This window comes from Sanguibacter sp. Leaf3 (assembly GCF_001425965.1).
GTDB lineage: Bacteria > Actinomycetota > Actinomycetes > Actinomycetales > Cellulomonadaceae > Sanguibacter > Sanguibacter inulinus.
On sequence record NZ_LMRH01000001.1, the window covers coordinates 1,421,660 to 1,441,760 of the forward strand.

Below are 20,101 nucleotides of genomic sequence, written 5' to 3' on the forward strand. Positions count from 1 at the left end.
CCACGCTACCGAGACCCCGGCGCGCCCGTGGTCCCGTCCCGCAGACGTGCGTGAGTCAGCACCTCGACAGGGTGCGCTGCGCCACACCGCCCGCGCTGTGATGCCCAACCCGCGAGTCTCTGGCAGGATTCACACGTGGACCCCACTGAGCGCGCGACCCTCTCACCTGCACTTGTCGACCTCGCCGAGGCTCACGGGATCTCCCCCGACCACTGGGGATTCCACGGCGAGAAGAAGAGCGCACCCGCCTCGACGCTCGTCGCGATCCTCGGGGCGCTGGGAGTCGACGCGACGTCGCCCGAGAACATCGACGTGGCCCTGGCGACGGTCGTCGACGACGAGTGGCGCCGGATGCTCCCGCCGACCGTCGTGACCCGCCGCGGCGTGGCCTACAAGGTTCCCGTGCACGTGACCGACGGCGTGGACGTCGAGGTCTGGGCCGAGCTCGAGGACGGCACGCACGTGGCGCTGTCGCAGGTCGACGACTACGTCGAGCCGCGGACCGTGGACGGCCGGACCATCGGCCGGGCGACCTTCGAGCTACCGGCCGACCTCCCGCTCGGCTGGCACGAGCTCCGTGCCCGCACCCGCGACGGCCAGTCGCGTGCTGTGCTCGCGGTGACACCCGACAGGCTCGAGCTGCCCGCGCACCTCGCGGACGGCCAGCACTGGGGCCTCATGGCCCAGTTCTACTCGGTCCGCTCCCGGCAGTCGTGGGGCATCGGCGACTTCGCGGACCTCGCCGACATCGCGTGGATCGGCGGCCAGCAGCTCGGCGCCGACTTCTTGCTCGTCAACCCCGTGGCCGCCGCAGAGCCGACCACCCCCATGACGCCGTCGCCCTACCTGCCGGTGAGCCGACGCTTCGTCAACCCCATCTACCTGCGGGTCGAAGACATCCGCGAGACCGCCTATCTCTCGGCCGCCGACAGGTCTCTGGTCGAGTGGGCCGCGGACGACGTCCGCGAGCTGAGCACAGACCCGGGCCCGATCGACCGCGACGCGGTCTGGGACGCGAAGAAGAGCGCGCTCCGGGTCGTCTTCGAGGCGCCGCGCTCGGCTGCGCGCCAGAAGGCCTTCGTGGACTTCTGCCTGTCGCAGGGCAGCGGGCTCGAGAGCTTTGCCACGTGGTGCGCCTTCACCGACCACCTCGGCTCGGGCGAGTGGCCCGAGGAGTACCGCACCCCGGGGTCCGAGGCCGTGGCGCGTCTGCGCGAAGAGCTCGCCGACGAGGTCGACTTCTACTCGTGGCTCCAGTGGGTCGCCGACGTCCAGCTCGAGCAGGCGCAGCGCGCTGCGCGCGAGAGCGGCATGGGGATCGGCATCATGCACGACCTCGCCGTCGGCGTGCACCCCGAGGGCGCCGACGCCTGGGCTCTGGCCTCGGTGATGGCACGCGGCATGGAGGTGGGCGCGCCGCCGGACATGTACAACCAGCAGGGGCAGAACTGGTCGCAGCCGCCGTGGCACCCGCGCGAGCTCGCCCGTGCCGGGTACGCGCCGTATCGCGACCTCATCCGGACGGTGTTCCGTCACGCCGGCGCGCTGCGCATCGACCACGTCATCGGGCTGTTCAGGCTCTGGTGGATCCCGGCCGGCACCCCGGCCGACGAGGGTGCCTACGTGCGCTACGACCACGAGGCGCTCATCGGGATCCTCTGCCTCGAGGCGCACCGCGCGGGTGGCGTGGTCATCGGCGAGGACCTCGGCGTCGTCGAGCCCTGGGTCCGCGGCTACCTCAACGACCGCGGCGTGCTCAGCACCTCGGTCCTGTGGTTCGAGAAGGACGAGGACGGACGGCCGTTGGCTCCTGAGGCCTACCGTCCGCTGTCGCTGACGACTGTCACGACCCACGACCTCCCGCCAACCGCCGGATACCTGGCCGGGGAGCACGTCGAGCTGCGCGAGCGGCTCGGGCTCCTCACCGAGCCCGTGCACCAGGTCCGTCAGGAGGCCCGCAAGGAGCGCGAGCAGATGGTGCTCGCGCTGGCCAGCCGCGGGCTCGTCGGTGACGAGCCGTCGGAGCGCGAGCTCGTCGAGGCTCTCCACAGGTACATCCGTCAGACCCCGGCCGCGCTGCTCGGTGTCTCCCTGGCCGACGCCGTGGGGGAGCGCCGCGCGCAGAACCAGCCGGGCACCGACCAGGAGTACCCGAACTGGAAGGTCCCGCTCGGAGACTCCAGCGGCAGCGTGGTGCTCGTGGACGACCTGGCGCACAACGCGCGTCTGCGCTCGCTCGCCGCGGTGATGAACGAGGGGACCGGGCGGAGCCAGGGCGAGGGCCCAGAGGGCTCTGACCGCTCAGCCGGCTGACACGAGCACCACCAGCCGAGGAGCCCCAGCCGACGACGGGCTGAAGGCCGCTCTCCGACTGCACAGCCGGCTGACACCGGTACCAGCCGTCAGATAGCAGCAGCCGACGACAGACTGTCGTCGACCCTGCGGACGGCGACCCTGCGGACGCTGATCCTGCGGACGACGACAGAGACCCGCCCTGGTGCACGAGCACCAGGGCGGGCCTCTGTGTCCGCGGGGCTGGTCAGCCCCGCATTCGTCAGCGAGCCGCGTCGACAGCCTGGGCGCGCAGTGCGCGCTCGACCCCGGCGAGGGACTCGTCCACGAGACGACGCAGCGCGGGAGCGGCGTCGGGGTGCGCTGCGAGCCACGCCTGGGTCGCGTCGCGCAGGCGCTCGTCGGCGAGGGCCGCCGGGTAGAGCCCTTCGACGAGCGTCTCGGCGATGTGGTAGCTGCGGCTCTCCCACAGCCCCTCGATCGCCGCGAAGTACGGCTCGACGACCGACGCGAGGACCTCGGGGTCGTTCACGTGGCCGAAGCCGATCGTGGTCGAGCGGACGATCGCGTTCGGCGTGGTGTCGGACTCGACGAGAGAGTCGAAGGCGGCACGCTTGCCCTCGACCGTCGGGATCGTCGCGCGGGCCCGCGCTGCCGACTGCTGGCCGTTCGAGGTGTTGTCCTCGGCGAGCGTCGCGTCGATCTCGTCGGCCGTGGCGGCCCCGGAGAGGACCAGCCCGTCGAGGATCTCCCAGCGCAGGTCGGTGTCGATCGTCAGACCGTCGAGGGTGACCGATCCGTCGAGGAGCCCCCGCAGCGTCGTCGTGTGGGTTGCCGAGCTGGCGACGGCCGCGAAGTACTTGACGAACTGGAACTGGGCGTCCGAGCCAGCCTCGGCGGCCTGCGCGAGGATCCACAGCCTGTTGCCGACGGTCTCGACCGTCTGCGGACGGGTCGAGGGTGCGACGTAGCTGCGCGCGGCGAGCGCGAGCTGGGCGAGGGTCGTGCGGATGGTCGTCGACTCGGTCTCGGTCGCGATGTTGCCGAGCACGAGGTCCACGTAGTCGCTCGCAGGGGTCTCGCCATCGCGGGTCGCGTCCCAGACCGAGCCCCAGACGAGGGAGCGTGCGAGCGGGTCCTGGATCTTCGCGAGGTGCGCGATCGCGACGGCCAGCGAGGCCTCGTCGAGGCGGATCTTGGCGTAGGCGAGGTCGTCGTCGTTGAGGAGGACGAGGTCGGGGCGCGCGCGGCCGACGAGCTCGGGCACCTCGGTGCGCTCGCCGTCGACGTCGAGCTCGACACGGTGGGTGCGCACGAGCGCGCCCGAGGCGTCGATGTCGTAGTACCCGATCGCGAGACGGTGCGGGCGGATCGTCGGGTAGTCGGCCGGGGCGGACTGCAGGACGGCGAAGGACGTGACGACGCCCGCCTCGTCGACGGTGATCTCGGGACGCAGCGTGTTCACGCCCGCGGTCTCGAGCCACAGCGCGGACCACGAGCCGAGCTCACGGCCGCTCGTGGTCTCGAGCTCGGTGAGGAGGTCGACGAGCTCGGTGTTGCCGTACTCGTGCTTGGCGAAGTACCTCGCGACACCGGCCATGAAGGCGTCGATGCCGACCCACGCGACGAGCTGTTTGAGGACGGAGCCACCCTTGGCGTACGTGATGCCGTCGAAGTTCACCTGGACGTCTTCGAGGTCGTTGATGGTCGCCACGATCGGGTGCGTCGAGGGCAGCTGGTCCTGGCGGTAGGCCCAGGACTTCTCCATCGCGGCGAAGGTGGTCCACGCCTGCGTCCACTCGGTGGCCTCGGCTGTCGCGAGGGTCGAGGCCCACTCCGCGAAGGACTCGTTGAGCCACAGGTCGTTCCACCACTTCATGGTGACGAGGTCGCCGAACCACATGTGCGCGAGCTCGTGCAGGATCGTGACGACCCGGCGCTCCTTGATCGCGTCGGTCACCTTAGACCTGAACACGTAGGTCTCGGTGAAGGTCACGCAGCCGGCGTTCTCCATGGCCCCGGCGTTGAACTCGGGGACGAACAGCTGGTCGTACTTGGGGAAGGGGTAGGGGTACTGGAACTTCTCCTCGTAGAAGGCGAAGCCCTGGCGCGTCTTCTCGAACACGTAGTCCGCGTCCATGTGCTCGGCGAGCGAGGCCCTGCAGAACACACCGAGCGGGATGACCCGGCCGTCGCTGCTGGTGAGCTCGGAGCGCTGGACCACGTAGGGACCGGCGACGATCGCGGTGATGTACGTCGAGATGCGCTGGGTCGGCTCGAAGGACCACGTGGAGGTGCCCTCGCCGGCCGGGACGGGCTCGGGCGTGGGGGAGTTGGAGACGACCTCCCACGCCGAGGGCGCGGTGACCGTGAACTGGAAGGTGGCCTTGAGGTCCGGCTGCTCGAAGGCCGCGAAGACGCGGCGGGCGTCGGGGACCTCGAACTGCGTGTAGAGGTAGACCTCGCCGTCGACGGGGTCGACGAAGCGGTGCAGACCCTCGCCCGAGTTCGTGTACGCGGCGTCGGCGACCACGCGCAGCGTGTTCTCCGCGTCGAGCCCGTCGAGCTGGATCCGGGAGTCGGCGAAGACGACCGCGGGGTCGAGGCTCTGCCCGTTGAGGGTGACCTCGTGGACCGTCGGGGCGACCAGGTCGATGAAGGTGGCCGAGCCGGCCTGCGCGGTGAACCGGACCTCGGTGGTCGACCGGAAGGTCTCGGGACCGGTCGTGAGGTCCAGGTCGATCACGTACGAGTCGACCGCGACGATGCCGGCGCGGGTGGTCGCTTCGACGCGGGTCAGGTTCTGTCCGGGCACGGACGCCTCCTCGGGGGATGCGGTGCCGGCGGGCTGCGGAGGGGCTGGTGAGCGCGCCGAGGCAGGTCCGGGCACCTGGTGGGTGGGCCTGATGCGGCCAAGGACGATCATGTCACGCCAGGGGCCCGCGTCGCAGGCGACAGACGCGTCAGGTGTCGGTACCGTCGAGAGCCAGACCTGGGTACGGCTCGAGCGGGAATCGACGGCTCGTCGCAGACGTTGTCACTGGTCGACGACACGTGGGCCCGGTCTCCGCCGGTGCCCGCCGACCGTCGGTCCGGGCGGCGTCCCGAGCCGTCAGCACGACCGCAGCACGCACGACCGCAGCCCGTACGAGCCCAGCACGCACGACCGCAACCCGCAGGCGGCACCGGCCACGGTGCCCACCCCGACGAACCGGAGCGACATGACCGAGCAGACCACCACCCAGACCGCCGACTTCTGGTTCGACCCGTTGTGCCCCTGGGCGTGGATGACGTCTCGCTGGATCGGCGAGGTCGAGAAGGTCCGCGACATCACCGTCCGGTGGCACGTGATGAGCCTGTCGGTCCTCAACGAGGGGCGGGACCTGCCCGAGAAGTACGCCGAGCTCATGTCCAAGGGCTGGGGCCCCGTGCGCGTGGTCACCGCGGCGCGCATCGAGCACGGCGAGCAGTTCGTCAAGCCGCTCTACGACGCGATCGGCACGCGCCTGCACCCGGGTGCCCGTGAAGACTTCGAGGCCGTGATCCTCGAGGCGCTCGACGAGGTCGGGCTCCCGGCGTCGCTCGCCGAGGCCGCCACGTCGGACCGCTACGACACCGAGCTGCGGGCCTCCCACAAGGAGGGCATCGACAGGGTCGGCGAAGACGTCGGCACGCCTGTGGTCGCCTTCGGAGACGTCGCGTTCTTCGGTCCCGTCGTGACCCCGGCACCGAAGGGCGAGGCCGCCGGTCGCCTGTGGGACGGCTGCGTGCTCGTGGCCGGGACGCCGGGCTTCTTCGAGCTCAAGCGCACCCGGACGCAGGGACCGGTCTTCGATTGAGCCCCGCAGTCCACCTCGGTCTCCCGGCTCCCCGTGCCTCCCTGGGCGGGGGCGGCCGGGCCTCCGCGCGTCTGCGCGAGGTCCCGGCAGCCCCGTGGTCGACCCTCGCGAGCGACGCGCCCGACCTGGCCGCAGCGGTCGCCGGGCGCTTCGCCGCGAGCGAGCGGCACGTCCTGGCGACCATGACCGTGAGCGGTGCACCCCGCGTCAGCGGGTCCGCTGTGCAGATCCGTCACGGCGAGCTGCTCGTCCCGGTCGTCCTGCGCTCGCCCAAGGGCGCTGACCTCGCCGGTGACCCGCGCTGCGTCATCCACTCCAACCCCGGGGACGGGTCGATGGTCGGGGACGTGAAGATCACCGGCCGGGTCACCGGGCTGGTCGGGGCTGACGGCGAGCTGCGCCCGCACGGGCGCGACGCCGTCGACGTCCTCGTGCTCCTCGAGTCGCTCCAGCTGTCGGTCCGGGACCAGGAGACCGGCGAGATCACGGTGACCCGGTGGGTCGCGCCCGAGGTTCCGCCTCTCGACGGCCCGGCGGTCCAGGCGGCCGCACCTGCGGATGCGGCCGAGGACCTGCGATGACCCGCCCTCCGGACTGGGTCGAGCACGCGATCTTCTGGCACGTGTACCCGCTCGGTGCCGTCGGCGCCGAGCCCACGGCTGCCGAGGCGGGCGAGGCCGTCCAGCACAGGCTCGACAGGCTCGTGCCGTGGCTCGACCACGCCGTCGTCCTCGGCGCCTCGGGGATCCTGCTCGGCCCGGTCTTCGCGTCCTCGACGCACGGCTACGACACCGTCGACCACTTCCGGGTCGACCCACGCCTGGGTGACGAGGCCGATCTGGTGGCGCTCGTCGACGCGGCCCACGCACGCGGTCTCAGGGTCGTGCTGGACGGGGTGTTCAACCACGTCGGGCAAGACTTCGCGAGGTTCCAGGATGCGCTGGCGAGCGGTCCCGGCTCGGAGTCGGCAGCCTGGTTCAGGCTCCGCTGGCTCGACGACGGCGGTGCTCCGACGCACGACGACTTCGAGGGGCACTCGGCCCTCGTCGCTCTCGACCACTCGAACCCGGCCGTCGCCGAGCACGTCGTCGAGGTGATGGGCTACTGGGGCGACCGCGGTGTCGACGGCTGGCGGCTCGACGCCGCGTACGCCGTGCCCCCGGCCTTCTGGGCTCCCGTGCTCACCGAGGTGCGCAGGCGCCACCCAGGCACCTACGTGCTGGGCGAGGTGATCCACGGCGACTACCCGGCCGTGGTCGCCGAGTCCGGCATGGACTCGGTCACGCAGTACGAGCTGTGGAAGGCGGTCTGGAGCTCCCTCAACGACCGCAACGCCTACGAGCTCGACCACGCGCTGCGCCGCCACTCCGGCTTCGCCGAGACCTTCGCCCCGGCGACCTTCGTGGGCAACCACGACACGACGAGGATCGCCAGCCGCCTCGACGACCCCCGGCACCTGGCGCACGCGCTGGTCGTCCTGTTCACCGTCGCCGGGACTCCGACGGTCTACGCGGGCGACGAGCTGGGGCTCGAAGGCGTCAAGGAAGACCGCGCAGGGGGCGACGACGCGGTCCGCCCCGAGCTCGCGGCCTCTCCGCCGAGCGACGCCGAGCTCGACGCGAACCCGGCCTTCGCGCTGCACCGTGAGCTCGTGGGGATCCGCCGACGGCACCCGTGGTTGCACAGGGCGCGGACCGAGGTGCGCGTGATCTCCGACACGGTGATGACCTCCGTGTCGTCGTCGGGAGAGGACGCCCTCGAGATTGCGCTGAGCACCGACGACGCGCCTGTCGAGATCGTGCTCGACGTGCCGGTGACCTGGCTGGCAGGCGCGGGTGACCTGGCCTCTGACGGGGTCACGCTGCGTCTCGAGCCCCACGGGTGGGCCTGCCTGGAGCGCCTCGCACGAGCCTGATCTGCGCTCGTCGGGGCGGCCCTCGGGGTCCTGCGCTGCGGGCTCCGGGGGCGGGACATCCCCAGGGTGACGTGACATGCTGCCCTGTGCGGGGACGGTCCGTCGCTCCCGCAGACCACACGTGAGGAGACCATCGAATGGCAGGAACCACGCCGACCTCCGCCCCGCGGAGCACCCCGGGGAAGCGCAGGCTGCCACCCTGGCTCGTCGTGTTCATCGCGTTCGACGTCCTGCTCGTCGCGGGGGCCGCCTGGCTCCTCCTGGGCGGGTCGTCCGGCTCGGACGCCGACGACGGCGCCTCGTCGGCGCCTACGTCGGAAGCCTCTGCTGGGGCCACCGACGCCCCTGCGGACCCGGCCGAGCCGGACCCGTCACCCACCCTCGAGATCGACCCCGCCGAGGCGACCGTGATCGCGTCCCCGACCGGCAACATCACCTGCTCGATCGTCCCCGAGGGCGTGCGCTGCGGCATCGCCTCTCTCGCGGCCGAGCCCGCACCCGTCGCCGGGTGCGAGGGCACAGTCGGTCACGTGGTCGAGCTCACCTCGGCAGGTGTCTCGACCCCGTGCGTCCCCGATGCCGAGAAGCCCACCGAGGCCGGGCCCGACGTCGCCGTGCTCGACTACGGTGCGACGAGCGAGGTCAACAACTTCGTCTGCGAGAGCACCGAGTCCGGGATGCGCTGCACGGACTCCACGACCGGGGACGGCTTCGTGCTGGCCCGCGCGGGCGTCTCAGGGGCCTGACCCCAGGGAGCCGCGTTCCAGGGGCCTGACCACAGGGACCCGCGTCTCAGGGGCTGACCCCCAGGGCCCCGCGCCGGACGCAAGCACGCACGCAGCACGCAGACGCACGCACGAGGAGAGCCCTCACCACGACCCGTCTCGACGGGCTGCGGTGAGGGCTCTCCTCGTGCTGCTACTGCTGCTGGTGCTCGGGCTGCTGCTGGGGCGGCGCACCGCTGCGAGGGGCAGCGGTGCGCTCAAGGTCACCAGATGCGGACGCGGTCCTCGGGGGCGAGGTACAGCGCGTCGCCAGGCTGCACGTTGTACGTCGTGTGGAACTCGTCGAGGTTGCTCACGACGCCGTTGCAGCGGAACTCGGCAGGGGAGTGCGGGTCGGTCGCGAGACGCTGGATCATCGCCTCGTCGCGCATCGTCGTCTGCCACACCTGCGCCCAGGACAAGAACACCCTCTCGGCACCCGAGAGCCCGTCGACGACGGGCGCGCCCGACAGCTCGGTCCCGAGGGAGATCTCGTAGGCCTTGAGCGCGATGGACAGCCCGCCGAGGTCGCCGATGTTCTCACCGATGGTCAGCGCGCCGTTGACCGTGCGGTCGGCGTCGAGCTGGGCGGGGTGGAAGGCGTCGTACTGCTCGACGAGAGCAGCGGTCCGCTTCTCGAACTCGGCACGGTCAGAGCCCGTCCACCAGTCCTCGAGGCGGCCCGAGCCGTCGTACTTGGACCCCTGGTCGTCGAAGCCGTGCCCGATCTCGTGACCGATCACCGCGCCGATGCCGCCGTAGTTAGCGGCATCCTCGGCCTCGGGGTCGAAGAACGGCGGGCGCAGGATCGCGGCCGGGAAGACGATCTCGTTCATCGACGGGTTGTAGTACGCGTTGACCGTCTGCGGGGTCATGTGCCACTCGTCGCGGTCGATCGGCTTCCCGATCTTGGCGAGCTCGCGGTCGAGGTCGACAGCGTTGGAGCGCCGCACGTTGCCGACGAGGTCGGCCGGGTCGACGACGAGCGCCGAGTAGTCGCGCCAGCGGACGGGGTAGCCGACCTTCGGGGTGAAGGCCGAGAGCTTGGCCAGAGCCTTCGCCTTGGTCTCCTGGCCCATCCAGTCGAGCTGGGTGATCGACTGGCGGTACGCCTCGATGAGGTTCGCGACGAGCACGTCCATGCGGCTCTTGTGCGTCGGCGGGAAGTGCCTGTCGACGTAGACCTTGCCGACGGCCTCGCCGAGGGCGCCCTCGACGAGGGACACACCACGCTTCCACCGCTCGCGGACTTCCTGGGCTCCGGAGAGCGTCCGGCCGTAGAAGTCGAAGTTCGCCTCGACGAGCTCGTCGGTCAGGTACGGGGCGCGGGCGCTGACGAGGTGGTAGACGATCCACGCCTTCCAGTCCTCGACGGGCTCGGTGGCCCACAGCCCGGCGAAGCCCGTGAAGAAGTCGGGCTCGCGCACGACGACCTGGTCGAGCGAACCCTCAGGGGCCCCCACGGCGAGGGCCCAGGCGCGCCAGTCGAACCCGGGGGCGGACTCGGCGAGGGCGGCGAGCGTGGTGGGGTTGTACGTGAGCTCGGAGTCGCGGTCGCGGACCACGTCCCAGTGGTGCCCGGCGAGCTTCGTCTCGAGGGCGAGCACGGTGTCGGCGGCGGTGGGCGCAGCGTCGGCGGTGTACGCGCCCGAGAGCGCGAGCATGCGCGCGACGTGGCTGCGGTAGGCCTCACGCGTCTCGGCGTACTTCTCCTCGCGGTAGTACGACTCGTCCGGGAGGCCGAGGCCCGCCTGGTACAGGTACACGACGTACTTCTCGGGGTCCTTGGCGTCGTTGTCGACCCAGAACCCGAAGGCCCCGGCGCCACCTGTGCGCTGGAGCGCACCCAGGGTCCCGGTCAGCTCGGGCTGGCTGGTCGCGCCGCGGACGAGCGCGAGGTCCTGCTGGAGCGGGTCGACCCCGGCTGCCTCGACCGTCGCGGTGTCCATGAAGCTCGCGTACAGCGCACCGATCTGGGCCTCTTCGCCGCTCAGGTCGTCACGTCCGCCGAGCTCTTCGATGATCTGCCGCACGTGGGCCTCGGCCTCGTCGTGCAGCTGGCGGAACGCACCGTCCGAGGCGCGGTCGGCGGGGATCTCGTGGCTGGCGATCCAGCGGCCGTTGACGTGCCTGTACAGGTCGTCCTGCGGGCGGACCTCGGGGTCCAGGGCTGTCACGTCGATCCCGGACGTCGCCGGAGGTCGCAGGTCCTGCTCCTGGGCTGGTGTGTGCTCGTTCGTCGTCATCGGTCCAGGCTATCCGTCGCCGACCCGCTCGACCCCTCAGGCGCCTCGACGTTCGCGCAGGGCGTCGTCAGGGCCGCGCCGTCGGGGCCGCGCCGCATGGGGATGGGGAGAGGTGCCCACGGTCCGGGGGCCCAGATCGCAGCGCGACGCACCCCACCTGTGGTCCTCTGATCCTGCGAGGTGCTCATCGGCGCTCGCTGGACACCTCCCCCCGACTCACGAAGGACATCTCATGCAGACCCTCACCCCCTGGACCGCACCCGACCCCGTCGTCCGTCAGCTCTCGGACGCGCAGGGGTTCCAGAAGGCCGTGGCGCCGTCGAGCGCCGCAGCGAAGGCCTTCGGCGTCTTGCTCGTCATCGGCCTCGCCCTGCTCGCCTACAACCTGGTCAGCGTGTTCCGCACCATGAGCGAGTACGACGCGGGCGGCGACAGGTTCTTCGAGGTGTTCTTCTCCACGACGGGGGAGAACTTCAGCACCGACCCGATGCTCGTCGCCTACGTGTGGGGACCGATCATCCTCATCCCGCTCGCGATCATCATGCTCGTCGTCTCCAAGCTGACCCGCGGCAAGCGGACCGAGGCCGCCTTCGCCGCGTACTCCCGCGACGGCTACGTCGCCAAGGCCCTCGGTCTGCCGTTCCGCTTCGCGGCCAACAACTCCCAGGTCGTGCCCCAGGTCATCGTGCCGGCGCACCTCGGGTCCGAGGAGGTCTCACGCTGGATGGCGGGCGTCGCGCAGCAGGTCAGCACCCTCGACAAGGCGGGGTCCAAGCAGCTGACGAAGACTCTCGTCTCCAAGCTGTCCAAGCCCGAGGTCGCCATCCCTGCCGAGACGGTCTTCCCCGGCTCGCCGCCCTTCGCGCTCCTCGTCCACGCACCCGACGCCGTCGGCGCGGAGACGGTCCGCGCCGTCGTGCCCGGCGAGCGCAGCACCCGTGCGTACATCGTCAACCTGTCCAAGGTCGAGGGCTGGAGCTGAAGTTGCGGCATGATGTGAGCATGCGCGTTCACATCGCTTCAGACCATGCCGGCTACGAGCTCAAGAGCTTCCTCGTCGAGCACCTGACGACCGCCGGTCATGACGTCGTCGACCACGGTGCCCACGAGTACGACGCCCTCGACGACTACCCGTCCTTCTGCTTCGCGGCCGGCGAGGCCGTCGTGGCCGACCCGGGCAGCCTCGGCGTCGTGATCGGCGGCTCCGGCAACGGAGAGCAGATCGCGGCCAACAAGGTGCCCGGGGTCCGGGCTGCGCTCGCCTGGAACCTCGACACTGCTCGGCTCGGCCGCCAGCACAACGACGCGAACGTCGTCGCCGTCGGCGGGCGCCAGCACACCGTGGCCGAGGCGGCGTCCTTCGTCGACGCCTTCCTCGCGGAGCCCTTCAGCGGCGACCCGCGCCACCAGCGCCGGATCGACCAGCTCGCCGCCTACGAGGCCGCACGCTGATCCTGGTGGGGGACTGCACCGCCGGACCGGGCCGCCGACTGCTCGTGAGCTCACGAGGTCGGCGGTCTTCGGCGACCGGGGGCTCTCGTGCCTGAGGGGCACACGGTCCACAGGCTCGCCCGCACCTTCGGTGAGGTCTTCGGTGGCCAGGCTGTCGAGGTGTCCAGCCCTCAGGGCAGGTTCGCCGCCGGTGCCGCGCTCGTCGACGGCCTCGTGCTGCACGCGGCCGAGGCCGTCGGCAAGCAGATGTTCCTCGGGCTCGGGCCGGCCGACCACAGCCCGAGCGCCCCTGGCCTCGCAGACGACCTCCGGTGGGTGCGCGTGCACCTAGGGCTCTACGGGTCGTGGACCTTCGCGAGCGACGGCAGCACCGAGGTCTCTCATGCCATCGGTGCCCCGCGCAAGAGGGTGGGGGAGCGCGAGACCGTGCTCGCCGCCGCGGCTCCTGAGGAGAGCGTGCTCGCCGCGTGGGAGCCACCCGACCCTCGCGGAGCAGTCCGCGTGCGGATCCTCTCGGCCCACGCCGTCGCCGACCTGACCGGTCCGACAGCCTGCGAGGTCATCTCCCCGGAGGCGGCGCTCGCGGTCCAGAGGCGTCTGGGGCCCGACCCTCTGCGCAGCGACGCCGACCCGGAACGGTTCGTCTCGGCGGTCCGCAGGTCGCGGTCGGCCGTAGGTCTCCTGCTGATGAACCAGGACGTCGTGGCCGGCGTCGGCAACATCTACCGCGCCGAGGCCCTGTTCAGAGCCGGTCAGTCGCCGACGACCCCGGGGCGAGACGTGCCGAGCGACGTGCTCCACGAGATCTGGGACGACCTCGTCGTGCTCATGGCCGACGGCGCTGCGATCGGCGCGATCGTCACGACACGCCCTGAGCACCGCGGCGACGGAGCAGCTGCTCCGCCGCCGCGAGGCCGCCGGGCGGTGCGCCAGAACACGGACACCGCCCCTGGCGCCGTGCCGCGCGACGAGTCCTTCTACGTGTACCAGCGCGACGGGCTGCCGTGCCGGGTCTGCGGGACCGAGATCGCGCGATCAGAGATGGCAGGCCGCAACCTGTTCTGGTGCCCCAGCTGTCAGCGCGACGATCGCCGGTGACCCGGTGACCCGGTGACCCGGTGACCCGGTGACCCGGTGACCCGGTGACCCGGTGACCCGGTGACCCGGTGACCCGGTGACCCGGTGACCGGTGACCCGGTGACCCGGTGACCCGGTGACCCGGTGAGAGCTCCGCTCAGAAAACCCAGCTGCAGACGGGTGCCACGGGCCACCCGAAGCCCGACGCCGCGCGGAGCAGGGATCCGTCCGTGTGCTCTTCGACGCGGCCAGCGCTCGCCAGGGCGGCGAGCGACGTGCCACCCAGATACGCAGCGCCCAGCTCTGTCACCGACAGGCTGAGGTCGGGTGCGTCGTCGGTCCGCACCACCGTCGCGGGACCGAAGGCTGTCGCGGTGAGCCGCCAGGCCCCCTCGTTGGTCGGCAGTCGCGGATCGGCGACGTGCAGGACGAGGTCGAGGTCGGTCGTGTACGTCCGTGCGGCGAGCGCACCGGGGACGTCGACGATCCTCACCCAGACGTTGTCGGCGATCTTCGGTGCTGCCGCCCGAGGGTCGACGAGCAGCGAGGCGATCGGGTCGTCGAGGGGGATCATGAACGGCTCGATCTCGTGCGTGAGGTCGAGGTCGAGGATCGTCGACCACAGCCTGTGCGTGGCCGCAGGGTCGAGCCCGACGACCTCACCCGTCGAGACCGTCCCGCGGGGACCGGTGTGACCCCAGTCGACCTTGCGTCGGAAGGTCGTGTAGCCCCGGGGCTCACCGTCCGACTCGACGACGACGATGCGGCGCGGCTCACGCCCGTTGCGGAAGGCTGCGGGGTCGTCCAGGTGGACGGTCTTCAGCTCGTCGGTCTCGCGGGTCGCCCACCCGGGCCTGTTGATGCCCGACGCCGGGGTGGGCTGCCGTCCGGCGCGGGCGTGCAGGTCGCTCACGAGCTCGCCGTGGACGGCGGGGTCGAGCGTCTCGATCCTCACGGTGAGGTCCTCCGAGCCCGCGACAGGACGGAGCGTCGCCCCGCGGGGGACGGTGAGCCGCAGGTCCTGGGCGGCCAGGCCGTAGCCGAAGCGGCCGTAGATCGCGGCCTCGGCGGCGAAGAGAGCCGAGACAGTCTCACCCCGCTCCACGCAGTCGGCGAAGTGCTGGTCGATCATCGCCGAGAGGATGCCGCGGCGACGGTGCTGAGGGTGGACGCCCACCCAGGTGAGACCGGCGACAGGGATCTCGGCGCCCGGGACGGGGAACCTGCTGAAGGGGTACGACGAGTGGATGGCCGCGAGGCTCTGCCGGACCGGGACGGCCCCGTCGATGGGGACGGCGTCAGGGTCGGGGGTCTCGACGATCACCCCACGGGTCCGCTCCCAGGTCAGCGGCAGCGGCAGCTTCTTGGACTCTGCGGGGTCGACCGGGGACGGGAAGGTCCAGTGGTCGAGCTCGATGAGCTCGTCGCGTCGTGACTCGGGCAGCTGGATCTGGGTGTAGCCGTCGGGGAGTGCCATGCCTCGACTCTGCCAGCGGCCACCGACAGGGGCCAGGGTTTTACGGTGCGTAGTCTGTGCGGGTGGACGAGGAGTACCTGGAGAGCGTGCTCGACGTCGTCGAGACGGTCCCGCGCGGGTCGGCGACGACCTACGGCGACGTGGCCGAGGTCGTCGGGCGACGGCTCGGCCGCGGCGGACCTCGCCAGGTCGGCGCTGCGCTGCGCGATTCCGGCGGGGCGGTCCCGTGGTGGCGCGTGGTCAACGCGCAGGGGAGGCCACCGGCCCACCACGTCACGCGTGCGCTAGACCTGCTGCGCGACGAGGGGTGCCCTCTCGTCCCCGACGGCTCGCGCGTCGACCTCCGAGCCGCCCGGGTGGACTGGGACGAGCAGATGGACCTGAGTGCGGGATCGGGGTCCGAGTCCGTCTGACACCGGACCGCCCGAGACCTGCGCGCGGCTCGAGTCTGCTACGACGGCACTGTGCCTGGCAGAAGCGGTCAGACGTCGCCACCCCGACGGGCCCGGCGGCGCCAGAACCAGCCGGCCTGGTCGCTCTGAGCCCCTCAGGCAGCAGCCATGACCGCCCGCAGCGCCGCGGCGTCGCCCTGGACCACGACAGTCGTCACCGCGGTCTGCTCCCACAGCGCCAGCCGCTCGCGGATCCTCTCGGACGAGCCGACCAGCGCGATGTCGTCCACCAGCTCGCGCGGCACGGCTGCTGCGGCGCGCTCGCGGTCGCCCGCGAGGTAGTGCGCCTGGATCTCGTCCGCCGCCTCGCTGTAGCCGAGCCTGTCGACAGCGTTGCGGTGGTAGTTGGCGCCCTTCGCCCCCATGCCGCCGACGTAGAGCGCGATGAAGGGCCGGACCTGGTCGGCAGCCTGCTCCGGGTCGTCGTGCACGACGACAGGCACCGTCGCCGAGACCTCGAAGTCCGCCGCAGGCCTCAGCCCGGGTCCGCGCCGCGCGAAGCCGTCGTCGAGGAGCTCACGGAACTCGTGGTCGAGGCGTGGGGCGTAGAACAGCGGGAGCCACCCGTCGGCGATCTCCGCGGCGAGCGCGATGTTCTTGGGGCCTTCTGCGGCGAGGTGGATCGGCAGGTCGGCGCGCAGCGGACGGACCGTCGAGCGGAGCGCCTTGCCGAAGCCTGTGACGGGGCGCCCGCCGGCCGTGCTCTCGTCGAGGGGGAGCGGGTAGGTCGGGCCAGGGGCCGTGACCGGGGCCTCGCGACGCAGCACCTGACGCACGATGTCCACGTACTCGCGGGCCCGGGCCAGCGGACGCGGGTAGGGCTGGCCGTACCAGCCCTCGACGACCTGCGGGCCGGAGACGCCGAGACCGAGCACGAAGCGACCGCCGCTGAGGTGGTCGAGGGTCAGTGCGGCCATCGCCGTGGCCGTCGGGGTCCGGGCCGAGATCTGCGCGACGGCCGTACCGAGCCGGATCCGCTCCGTCCTCGAACCCCACCAGGCGAGCGGGGTGAGGGCGTCCGAGCCGTAGGCCTCGGCGGTCCAGACGGAGTCGACGCCGAGGGCGTCTGCCTCGACCACGGCCTCGGCCATGCCCTCAGGGGGGCCGGCCGACCAGTATCCGGTGTGCAGTCCGATGCGCATGCGTCTCCTCGACGGTGAGGGGGTAGGACCCAGCGAGCCTAGCTCTCTTCGGCGGTGCTCTCAGGAGTCCCGGCCGGACGGGCCGCGCGGTGCCTGTCGGCGAAGGCGTTGAGCAGCGCCGCTGCGGTCGCGGCGTCGTCGACCGTGACGACGAAGCGGCGGCCACCGGTCGACCGCACCTCGAGGGTCTCGCCCCCGCGGATGACCACGCCGGTCCGTCCGTCGGTCGACGTCCGCCACCCGTAGCCGCCGAAGTCGCGCAGCGGGACCACGTCGTCGACCGTCGCGTCCACGATCTCGTCGACGGGCAGGTGCTTGCGCGGCACACCGAGGGTCGAGCGGACGGTGAGCCCGGTGACGTCGACTGTCACGATCCACGAGAACATCGCCAGGCTCAGCAGCACCAGGGCGACCGGGACGGCCAGCAGGCCCCAGGTCCCTGCTGTCGTGACGGCTGCTGCGACGAGCACGGCGGCGAGCAGCGTGATGACCATCCCTGTCGAGCTCGAGGTCTTGCGGACCCACACGGCCCGCTCGTCTGCGGTGAGAGGGATGCGCGGGACGTCGTCGCGAGGTCTGTCGGTCTCTGGGGAGGGCTCGTCACGGGGGAGGGTGAGCGCGACGAGCAGCCCGAGCGCGAGAGCACCGAAGACTGCCACGGTGATGGCGAGTCCGACGCCCCCGACCTCAGACCCGTCGGTCAGGCCTCGTTGCGGGGCGAGGGTGCCGACGGTGAGGGCGGCGACGAGTGTGGCGACCCCGACGTTCAGACCGACCGCGAGCTGTCGGAGGTTGCGGACGCGCCCGGCCCAGAAGGCGAAGGCCCAGAACGCGGCGACCAGGACTGCGCACCCTGCGACGGTGCCGACGAGCAGCGCGGTCAGCGAGCTGAAGCCGTCAGGACCGTCGCTGCCCCAGTGGGTCGCGACGCGTGCGGGCAGCTCGTCACGCCAGGATGCTGCGACGCCCGCGCCTGCTGCGAGGATGGCGAGAGGCAGGACCAGCCCGAGGAGCGTGGTCGACCCCCGGTGCTGGACGGGCCCTGGTCGGGTGCTGCGGGCGGTGGTCATGAGAGGGCCTCCTTGAGCAGGGCGAGCGTGGTCTCGGGTGAGAGGTTGAGGGCGCGCGACTCGGCGGCGACGGCGGCGACGGCGTCGCGGAGCGTCGCGAAGTCGGCGCCGGCGCGCTCTGTCACGACGGCCCCGCGTCCGCGACGCAGGTCGATCAGCCCGTCGTCGCGCAGATCCTGGTAGGCGCGCAGGACCGTGTGGACGTTGAGGTCGAGCGAGGTGGCGAGCTCACGGGCCGAGGGCAGCCTCTCGCCGACGGCGAGGTCGCCGCGTGCGACCCCGAGGCGCACCTGGGTCGCGAGCTGGGCGAACAGCGGCTCGCCGGCTGTCGGGTCGATGCGGAAGAGCATGACGCAACAGTAGTTGTTCTATCGCAACTAGCACAAGTGAGATGTGTGGCGTCCGCCTGGCTGACCGTACGTCTGGAGGTCTGGAGGTCTGGAGGTCTGGCGGGCGGCGCGGTGGACCCGCGACCCGCGAACTCGTGCACCGGCGTGCTGGTGGACCGCTTGACCGGAGGACATGATCCTGCACGGCTCGAGGACCTCGCGGTCCCGCTCGCCGCCCTTGTCTCAGATGAAGATCGCAGGGTCTTCGCAGTAGTCGACCCCCGGGGACGCCGCGGGGCGCCCCCTGACGACCGCCGGGACGCCGACGGCGACGGTGCCGTCCGGGACGTCTTTGACGACCACGGCGTTCGCGCCGATCTGCGCGTCGTGACCGACCGTGACGGCTCCGAGCACCTTCGCCCCGGCGCCGACGACCACCCTGTCGCCGATCGTGGGGTGCCGCTTGCCGTGGGTCATCGAGCGTCCGCCGAGGGTGGTGCCGTGGAAGAGGGTGACGTCGTCACCGACGACCGCCGTCTCACCGACGACGACACCCATGCCGTGGTCGATGAACAGCCGACGGCCGATGGTCGCCGCCGGGTGGATCTCGATGCCTGTCGCCGAGCGCGTCGCCTGCGAGAGCAGCCGGGCCGGCAGGCGCAGTGCCGGGTTGCGCCACATCCGGTGGGTCACCCTGTGCGCCCAGACGGCGTGGACCCCGGGGTAGGCCAGGGCGACCTCGATCGAGCTGCGGGCGGCCGGGTCGCGGTCGCGTGCGACCTGGAGGTCTTCGCGGAGCAGCGTCCAGGCGGCGATGAGGCGTGACATGAGAGTCCTTGGGTCGTCAGAGGCGAAGAGGTCCCGTGCGCGCCGACGGGCGTGCACGGGACCTGGTGCAGCAGGCCTGCCGCGTCAGTCCGAGGACGCAGCAGGCCGGGCGGGCTGGGCTCAGTCGAGCAGGTCCGCGTAGAGGATCGACGTGAGGTAGCGCTCGCCGAAGGACGGCACGATCACGACGATGAGCTTGCCGTCGTTCTCCGGTCGCTTGCCGATCTCGAGCGCGGCGTGGATCGCAGCGCCGGAGGAGATGCCCACGAGGAGCCCCTCTTCCTTCGCGGCACGGCGGGCGACGGCGACCGAGGTCTCGGCGTCGACGTCGAAGACCTCGTCGTAGACGGTCGTGTCGAGGATGTCGGGGACGAAGTTGGCCCCGATGCCCTGGATCTTGTGAGGCCCGGGCTGCCCGCCGTTGAGGATCGGCGACTCGGCGGGCTCGACGGCGATGATCTTGACCTCGGGCTTGCGCTCCTTGAGCACCTGCCCGACGCCGGTGATGGTGCCACCCGTGCCGATGCCGGCCACGAAGATGTCGATCTCGCCGTCGGTGTCGGCCCAGATCTCCTCGGCCGTGGTCGCACGGTGGATGGCCGGGTTGGCCTCGTTGGCGAACTGGCTCGCGAGGATCGACCCGGGACGCTCGGCAGCGATCTCGTTGGCCTTGTTGACCGCGCCCTTCATGCCCTCGGCCGCAGGGGTGAGGATGAGCTCGGCGCCGTAGGCGCGCAGCAGGGCGCGACGCTCCTTCGACATGCTCTCCGGCATGGTGAGGACGACGTCGTAGCCGCGGGCCGCGCCGACGAAGGCGAGCGCGATGCCGGTGTTGCCCGAGGTGGCCTCGACGATGGTCCCACCAGGCTTGAGCGCCCCCGACGCCTCGGCAGCGTCGATGATCGAGACACCGATGCGGTCCTTGACCGAGTTCGCGGGGTTGTAGTACTCGAGCTTGGCGACGACGGTCGCGCCGACGCCCTCGGTGAGCCTGTTGAGGCGGACGAGCGGGGTGTTGCCGATGAGCTGGGTGACGTCGTCGTAGATGCGTGCCATGAGGTCCTCTTCTGAACGGTCCGCCGGGGCGGAGCTGCGGGTGGGGTACGGGAGGTTCTGAAGGTGCAGAGGTGCTGCCTGGATATCGGCTACCGGGTGGCCCTGGTGGACCCCAGGTCGAGCGGTCGGGGGACCCGGGTCACGGCCCGCCGCGGCGTGGGA

The 20,101-nt window shown here is 71.5% G+C and carries 17 protein-coding genes; 9 read left to right on the forward strand and 8 right to left on the reverse strand.

The window, feature by feature from the left end:
• Positions 1–135 precede the first annotated feature (135 nt).
• Positions 136–2,313: a 4-alpha-glucanotransferase gene (gene malQ / locus ASG53_RS06150; protein ID WP_056129769.1), complete on the forward strand. Its 2,178-nt coding sequence runs from the start codon at positions 136–138 to the stop codon at positions 2,311–2,313.
• Between the two features lie 241 nt (positions 2,314–2,554).
• Here the strand turns inward: malQ and pepN are convergent, their stop codons facing one another.
• Entirely contained in the window at positions 2,555–5,107 is a 2,553-nt protein-coding gene (gene pepN / locus ASG53_RS06155) for an aminopeptidase N (protein WP_056129772.1), read from the reverse strand.
• 406 nt (positions 5,108–5,513) lie between these two features.
• Between pepN and ASG53_RS06160 the strand changes: the two genes are divergently transcribed.
• The 4 genes from ASG53_RS06160 to ASG53_RS06175 all read left to right on the forward strand — a co-directional run bounded on the left by ASG53_RS06160 (position 5,514) and on the right by ASG53_RS06175 (position 8,792).
• Positions 5,514–6,131 (forward strand): mycothiol-dependent nitroreductase Rv2466c family protein, encoded by a 618-nt coding sequence (locus ASG53_RS06160; protein WP_056130820.1) that lies wholly within the window; start codon positions 5,514–5,516, stop codon positions 6,129–6,131.
• The gene (locus tag ASG53_RS06165; RefSeq protein WP_056129775.1) at positions 6,128–6,712 is read left to right on the forward strand and encodes a hypothetical protein; all 585 of its coding nucleotides are present in this window, start codon (positions 6,128–6,130) and stop codon (positions 6,710–6,712) included. The genes ASG53_RS06160 and ASG53_RS06165 overlap by 4 nt, the downstream gene beginning before the upstream one ends.
• Positions 6,709–8,046: an alpha-amylase family protein gene (locus tag ASG53_RS06170; RefSeq protein ID WP_056129778.1), complete on the forward strand. Its 1,338-nt coding sequence runs from the start codon at positions 6,709–6,711 to the stop codon at positions 8,044–8,046. Before ASG53_RS06165 ends, ASG53_RS06170 begins: the two co-directional genes overlap by 4 nt.
• 137 nt (positions 8,047–8,183) lie before the next feature.
• The gene (locus ASG53_RS06175; protein WP_056129780.1) at positions 8,184–8,792 is read left to right on the forward strand and encodes a hypothetical protein; all 609 of its coding nucleotides are present in this window, start codon (positions 8,184–8,186) and stop codon (positions 8,790–8,792) included.
• A 242-nt stretch (positions 8,793–9,034) separates the two neighbouring features.
• Here the strand turns inward: ASG53_RS06175 and ASG53_RS06180 are convergent, their stop codons facing one another.
• On the reverse strand, positions 9,035–11,056 hold the full coding sequence (locus ASG53_RS06180) for a M13 family metallopeptidase (RefSeq protein ID WP_056129782.1): 2,022 nt from the start codon (positions 11,054–11,056) through the stop codon (positions 9,035–9,037).
• A 232-nt stretch (positions 11,057–11,288) separates the two neighbouring features.
• Between ASG53_RS06180 and ASG53_RS06185 the strand changes: the two genes are divergently transcribed.
• The 3 genes from ASG53_RS06185 to ASG53_RS06195 all read left to right on the forward strand — a co-directional run bounded on the left by ASG53_RS06185 (position 11,289) and on the right by ASG53_RS06195 (position 13,606).
• A complete protein-coding gene (locus ASG53_RS06185) occupies positions 11,289–12,038 on the forward strand; it encodes a hypothetical protein (protein ID WP_056129785.1) in 750 nt (249 codons plus the stop codon).
• 20 nt (positions 12,039–12,058) lie between these two features.
• A complete protein-coding gene (locus ASG53_RS06190; protein ID WP_056130824.1) occupies positions 12,059–12,508 on the forward strand; it encodes a ribose-5-phosphate isomerase in 450 nt (149 codons plus the stop codon).
• 87 nt (positions 12,509–12,595) lie between these two features.
• The gene (locus tag ASG53_RS06195; protein WP_056129788.1) at positions 12,596–13,606 is read left to right on the forward strand and encodes an Fpg/Nei family DNA glycosylase; all 1,011 of its coding nucleotides are present in this window, start codon (positions 12,596–12,598) and stop codon (positions 13,604–13,606) included.
• A 136-nt stretch (positions 13,607–13,742) separates the two neighbouring features.
• Here the strand turns inward: ASG53_RS06195 and ASG53_RS06200 are convergent, their stop codons facing one another.
• Positions 13,743–15,062 (reverse strand): GNAT family N-acetyltransferase, encoded by a 1,320-nt coding sequence (locus ASG53_RS06200; RefSeq protein ID WP_056129792.1) that lies wholly within the window; start codon positions 15,060–15,062, stop codon positions 13,743–13,745.
• Positions 15,063–15,124: 62 nt separating this feature from the next.
• Between ASG53_RS06200 and ASG53_RS06205 the strand changes: the two genes are divergently transcribed.
• The gene (locus tag ASG53_RS06205) at positions 15,125–15,475 is read left to right on the forward strand and encodes an MGMT family protein (RefSeq protein WP_235533848.1); all 351 of its coding nucleotides are present in this window, start codon (positions 15,125–15,127) and stop codon (positions 15,473–15,475) included.
• Positions 15,476–15,609: 134 nt separating this feature from the next.
• On the opposite strand, the gene ASG53_RS06210 is transcribed toward ASG53_RS06205, so the two are convergent.
• From ASG53_RS06210 to cysK, 5 genes are all read right to left on the reverse strand, one after another.
• Positions 15,610–16,656 carry an LLM class F420-dependent oxidoreductase gene (locus ASG53_RS06210; RefSeq protein WP_056129798.1) on the reverse strand — a complete coding sequence of 349 codons (1,047 nt, stop codon included), beginning with the start codon at positions 16,654–16,656 and terminating at the stop codon, positions 15,610–15,612.
• Between the two features lie 38 nt (positions 16,657–16,694).
• Positions 16,695–17,726, reverse strand: coding sequence for a DUF1648 domain-containing protein (locus ASG53_RS06215; RefSeq protein WP_056129802.1), 1,032 nt, complete (start codon positions 17,724–17,726; stop codon positions 16,695–16,697).
• Entirely contained in the window at positions 17,723–18,076 is a 354-nt protein-coding gene (locus tag ASG53_RS06220) for a GntR family transcriptional regulator (protein ID WP_056129804.1), read from the reverse strand. Before ASG53_RS06220 ends, ASG53_RS06215 begins: the two co-directional genes overlap by 4 nt.
• Before the next feature lie 222 nt (positions 18,077–18,298).
• Positions 18,299–18,883: a serine O-acetyltransferase EpsC gene (epsC, locus tag ASG53_RS06225; protein ID WP_056129807.1), complete on the reverse strand. Its 585-nt coding sequence runs from the start codon at positions 18,881–18,883 to the stop codon at positions 18,299–18,301.
• 120 nt (positions 18,884–19,003) lie between these two features.
• Complete coding sequence (gene cysK, locus ASG53_RS06230) at positions 19,004–19,939, reverse strand: cysteine synthase A (RefSeq protein ID WP_056129808.1); 936 nt, start codon at positions 19,937–19,939, stop codon at positions 19,004–19,006.
• Between the last annotated feature and the right edge of the window lie 162 nt (positions 19,940–20,101).

Bases quoted from the DNA above. Each gene is read 5' to 3' on its own strand.
- ASG53_RS06160 (WP_056130820.1), top strand. From the start codon at position 5,514: ATGACCGAGCAGACCACCACCCAGACCGCCGACTTCTGGTTCGACCCG.
- ASG53_RS06170 (WP_056129778.1), top strand. From the start codon at position 6,709: ATGACCCGCCCTCCGGACTGGGTCGAGCACGCGATCTTCTGGCACGTG.
- ASG53_RS06175 (WP_056129780.1), top strand. From the start codon at position 8,184: ATGGCAGGAACCACGCCGACCTCCGCCCCGCGGAGCACCCCGGGGAAG.
- ASG53_RS06180 (WP_056129782.1), bottom strand. From the start codon at position 11,056: ATGACGACGAACGAGCACACACCAGCCCAGGAGCAGGACCTGCGACCT.
- ASG53_RS06185 (WP_056129785.1), top strand. From the start codon at position 11,289: ATGCAGACCCTCACCCCCTGGACCGCACCCGACCCCGTCGTCCGTCAG.
- ASG53_RS06190 (WP_056130824.1), top strand. From the start codon at position 12,059: ATGCGCGTTCACATCGCTTCAGACCATGCCGGCTACGAGCTCAAGAGC.
- ASG53_RS06200 (WP_056129792.1), bottom strand. From the start codon at position 15,062: ATGGCACTCCCCGACGGCTACACCCAGATCCAGCTGCCCGAGTCACGA.
- ASG53_RS06210 (WP_056129798.1), bottom strand. From the start codon at position 16,656: ATGCGCATCGGACTGCACACCGGATACTGGTCGGCCGGCCCCCCTGAG.
- ASG53_RS06215 (WP_056129802.1), bottom strand. From the start codon at position 17,726: ATGACCACCGCCCGCAGCACCCGACCAGGGCCCGTCCAGCACCGGGGG.
- ASG53_RS06220 (WP_056129804.1), bottom strand. From the start codon at position 18,076: ATGCTCTTCCGCATCGACCCGACAGCCGGCGAGCCGCTGTTCGCCCAG.
- epsC (WP_056129807.1), bottom strand. From the start codon at position 18,883: ATGTCACGCCTCATCGCCGCCTGGACGCTGCTCCGCGAAGACCTCCAG.
- cysK (WP_056129808.1), bottom strand. From the start codon at position 19,939: ATGGCACGCATCTACGACGACGTCACCCAGCTCATCGGCAACACCCCG.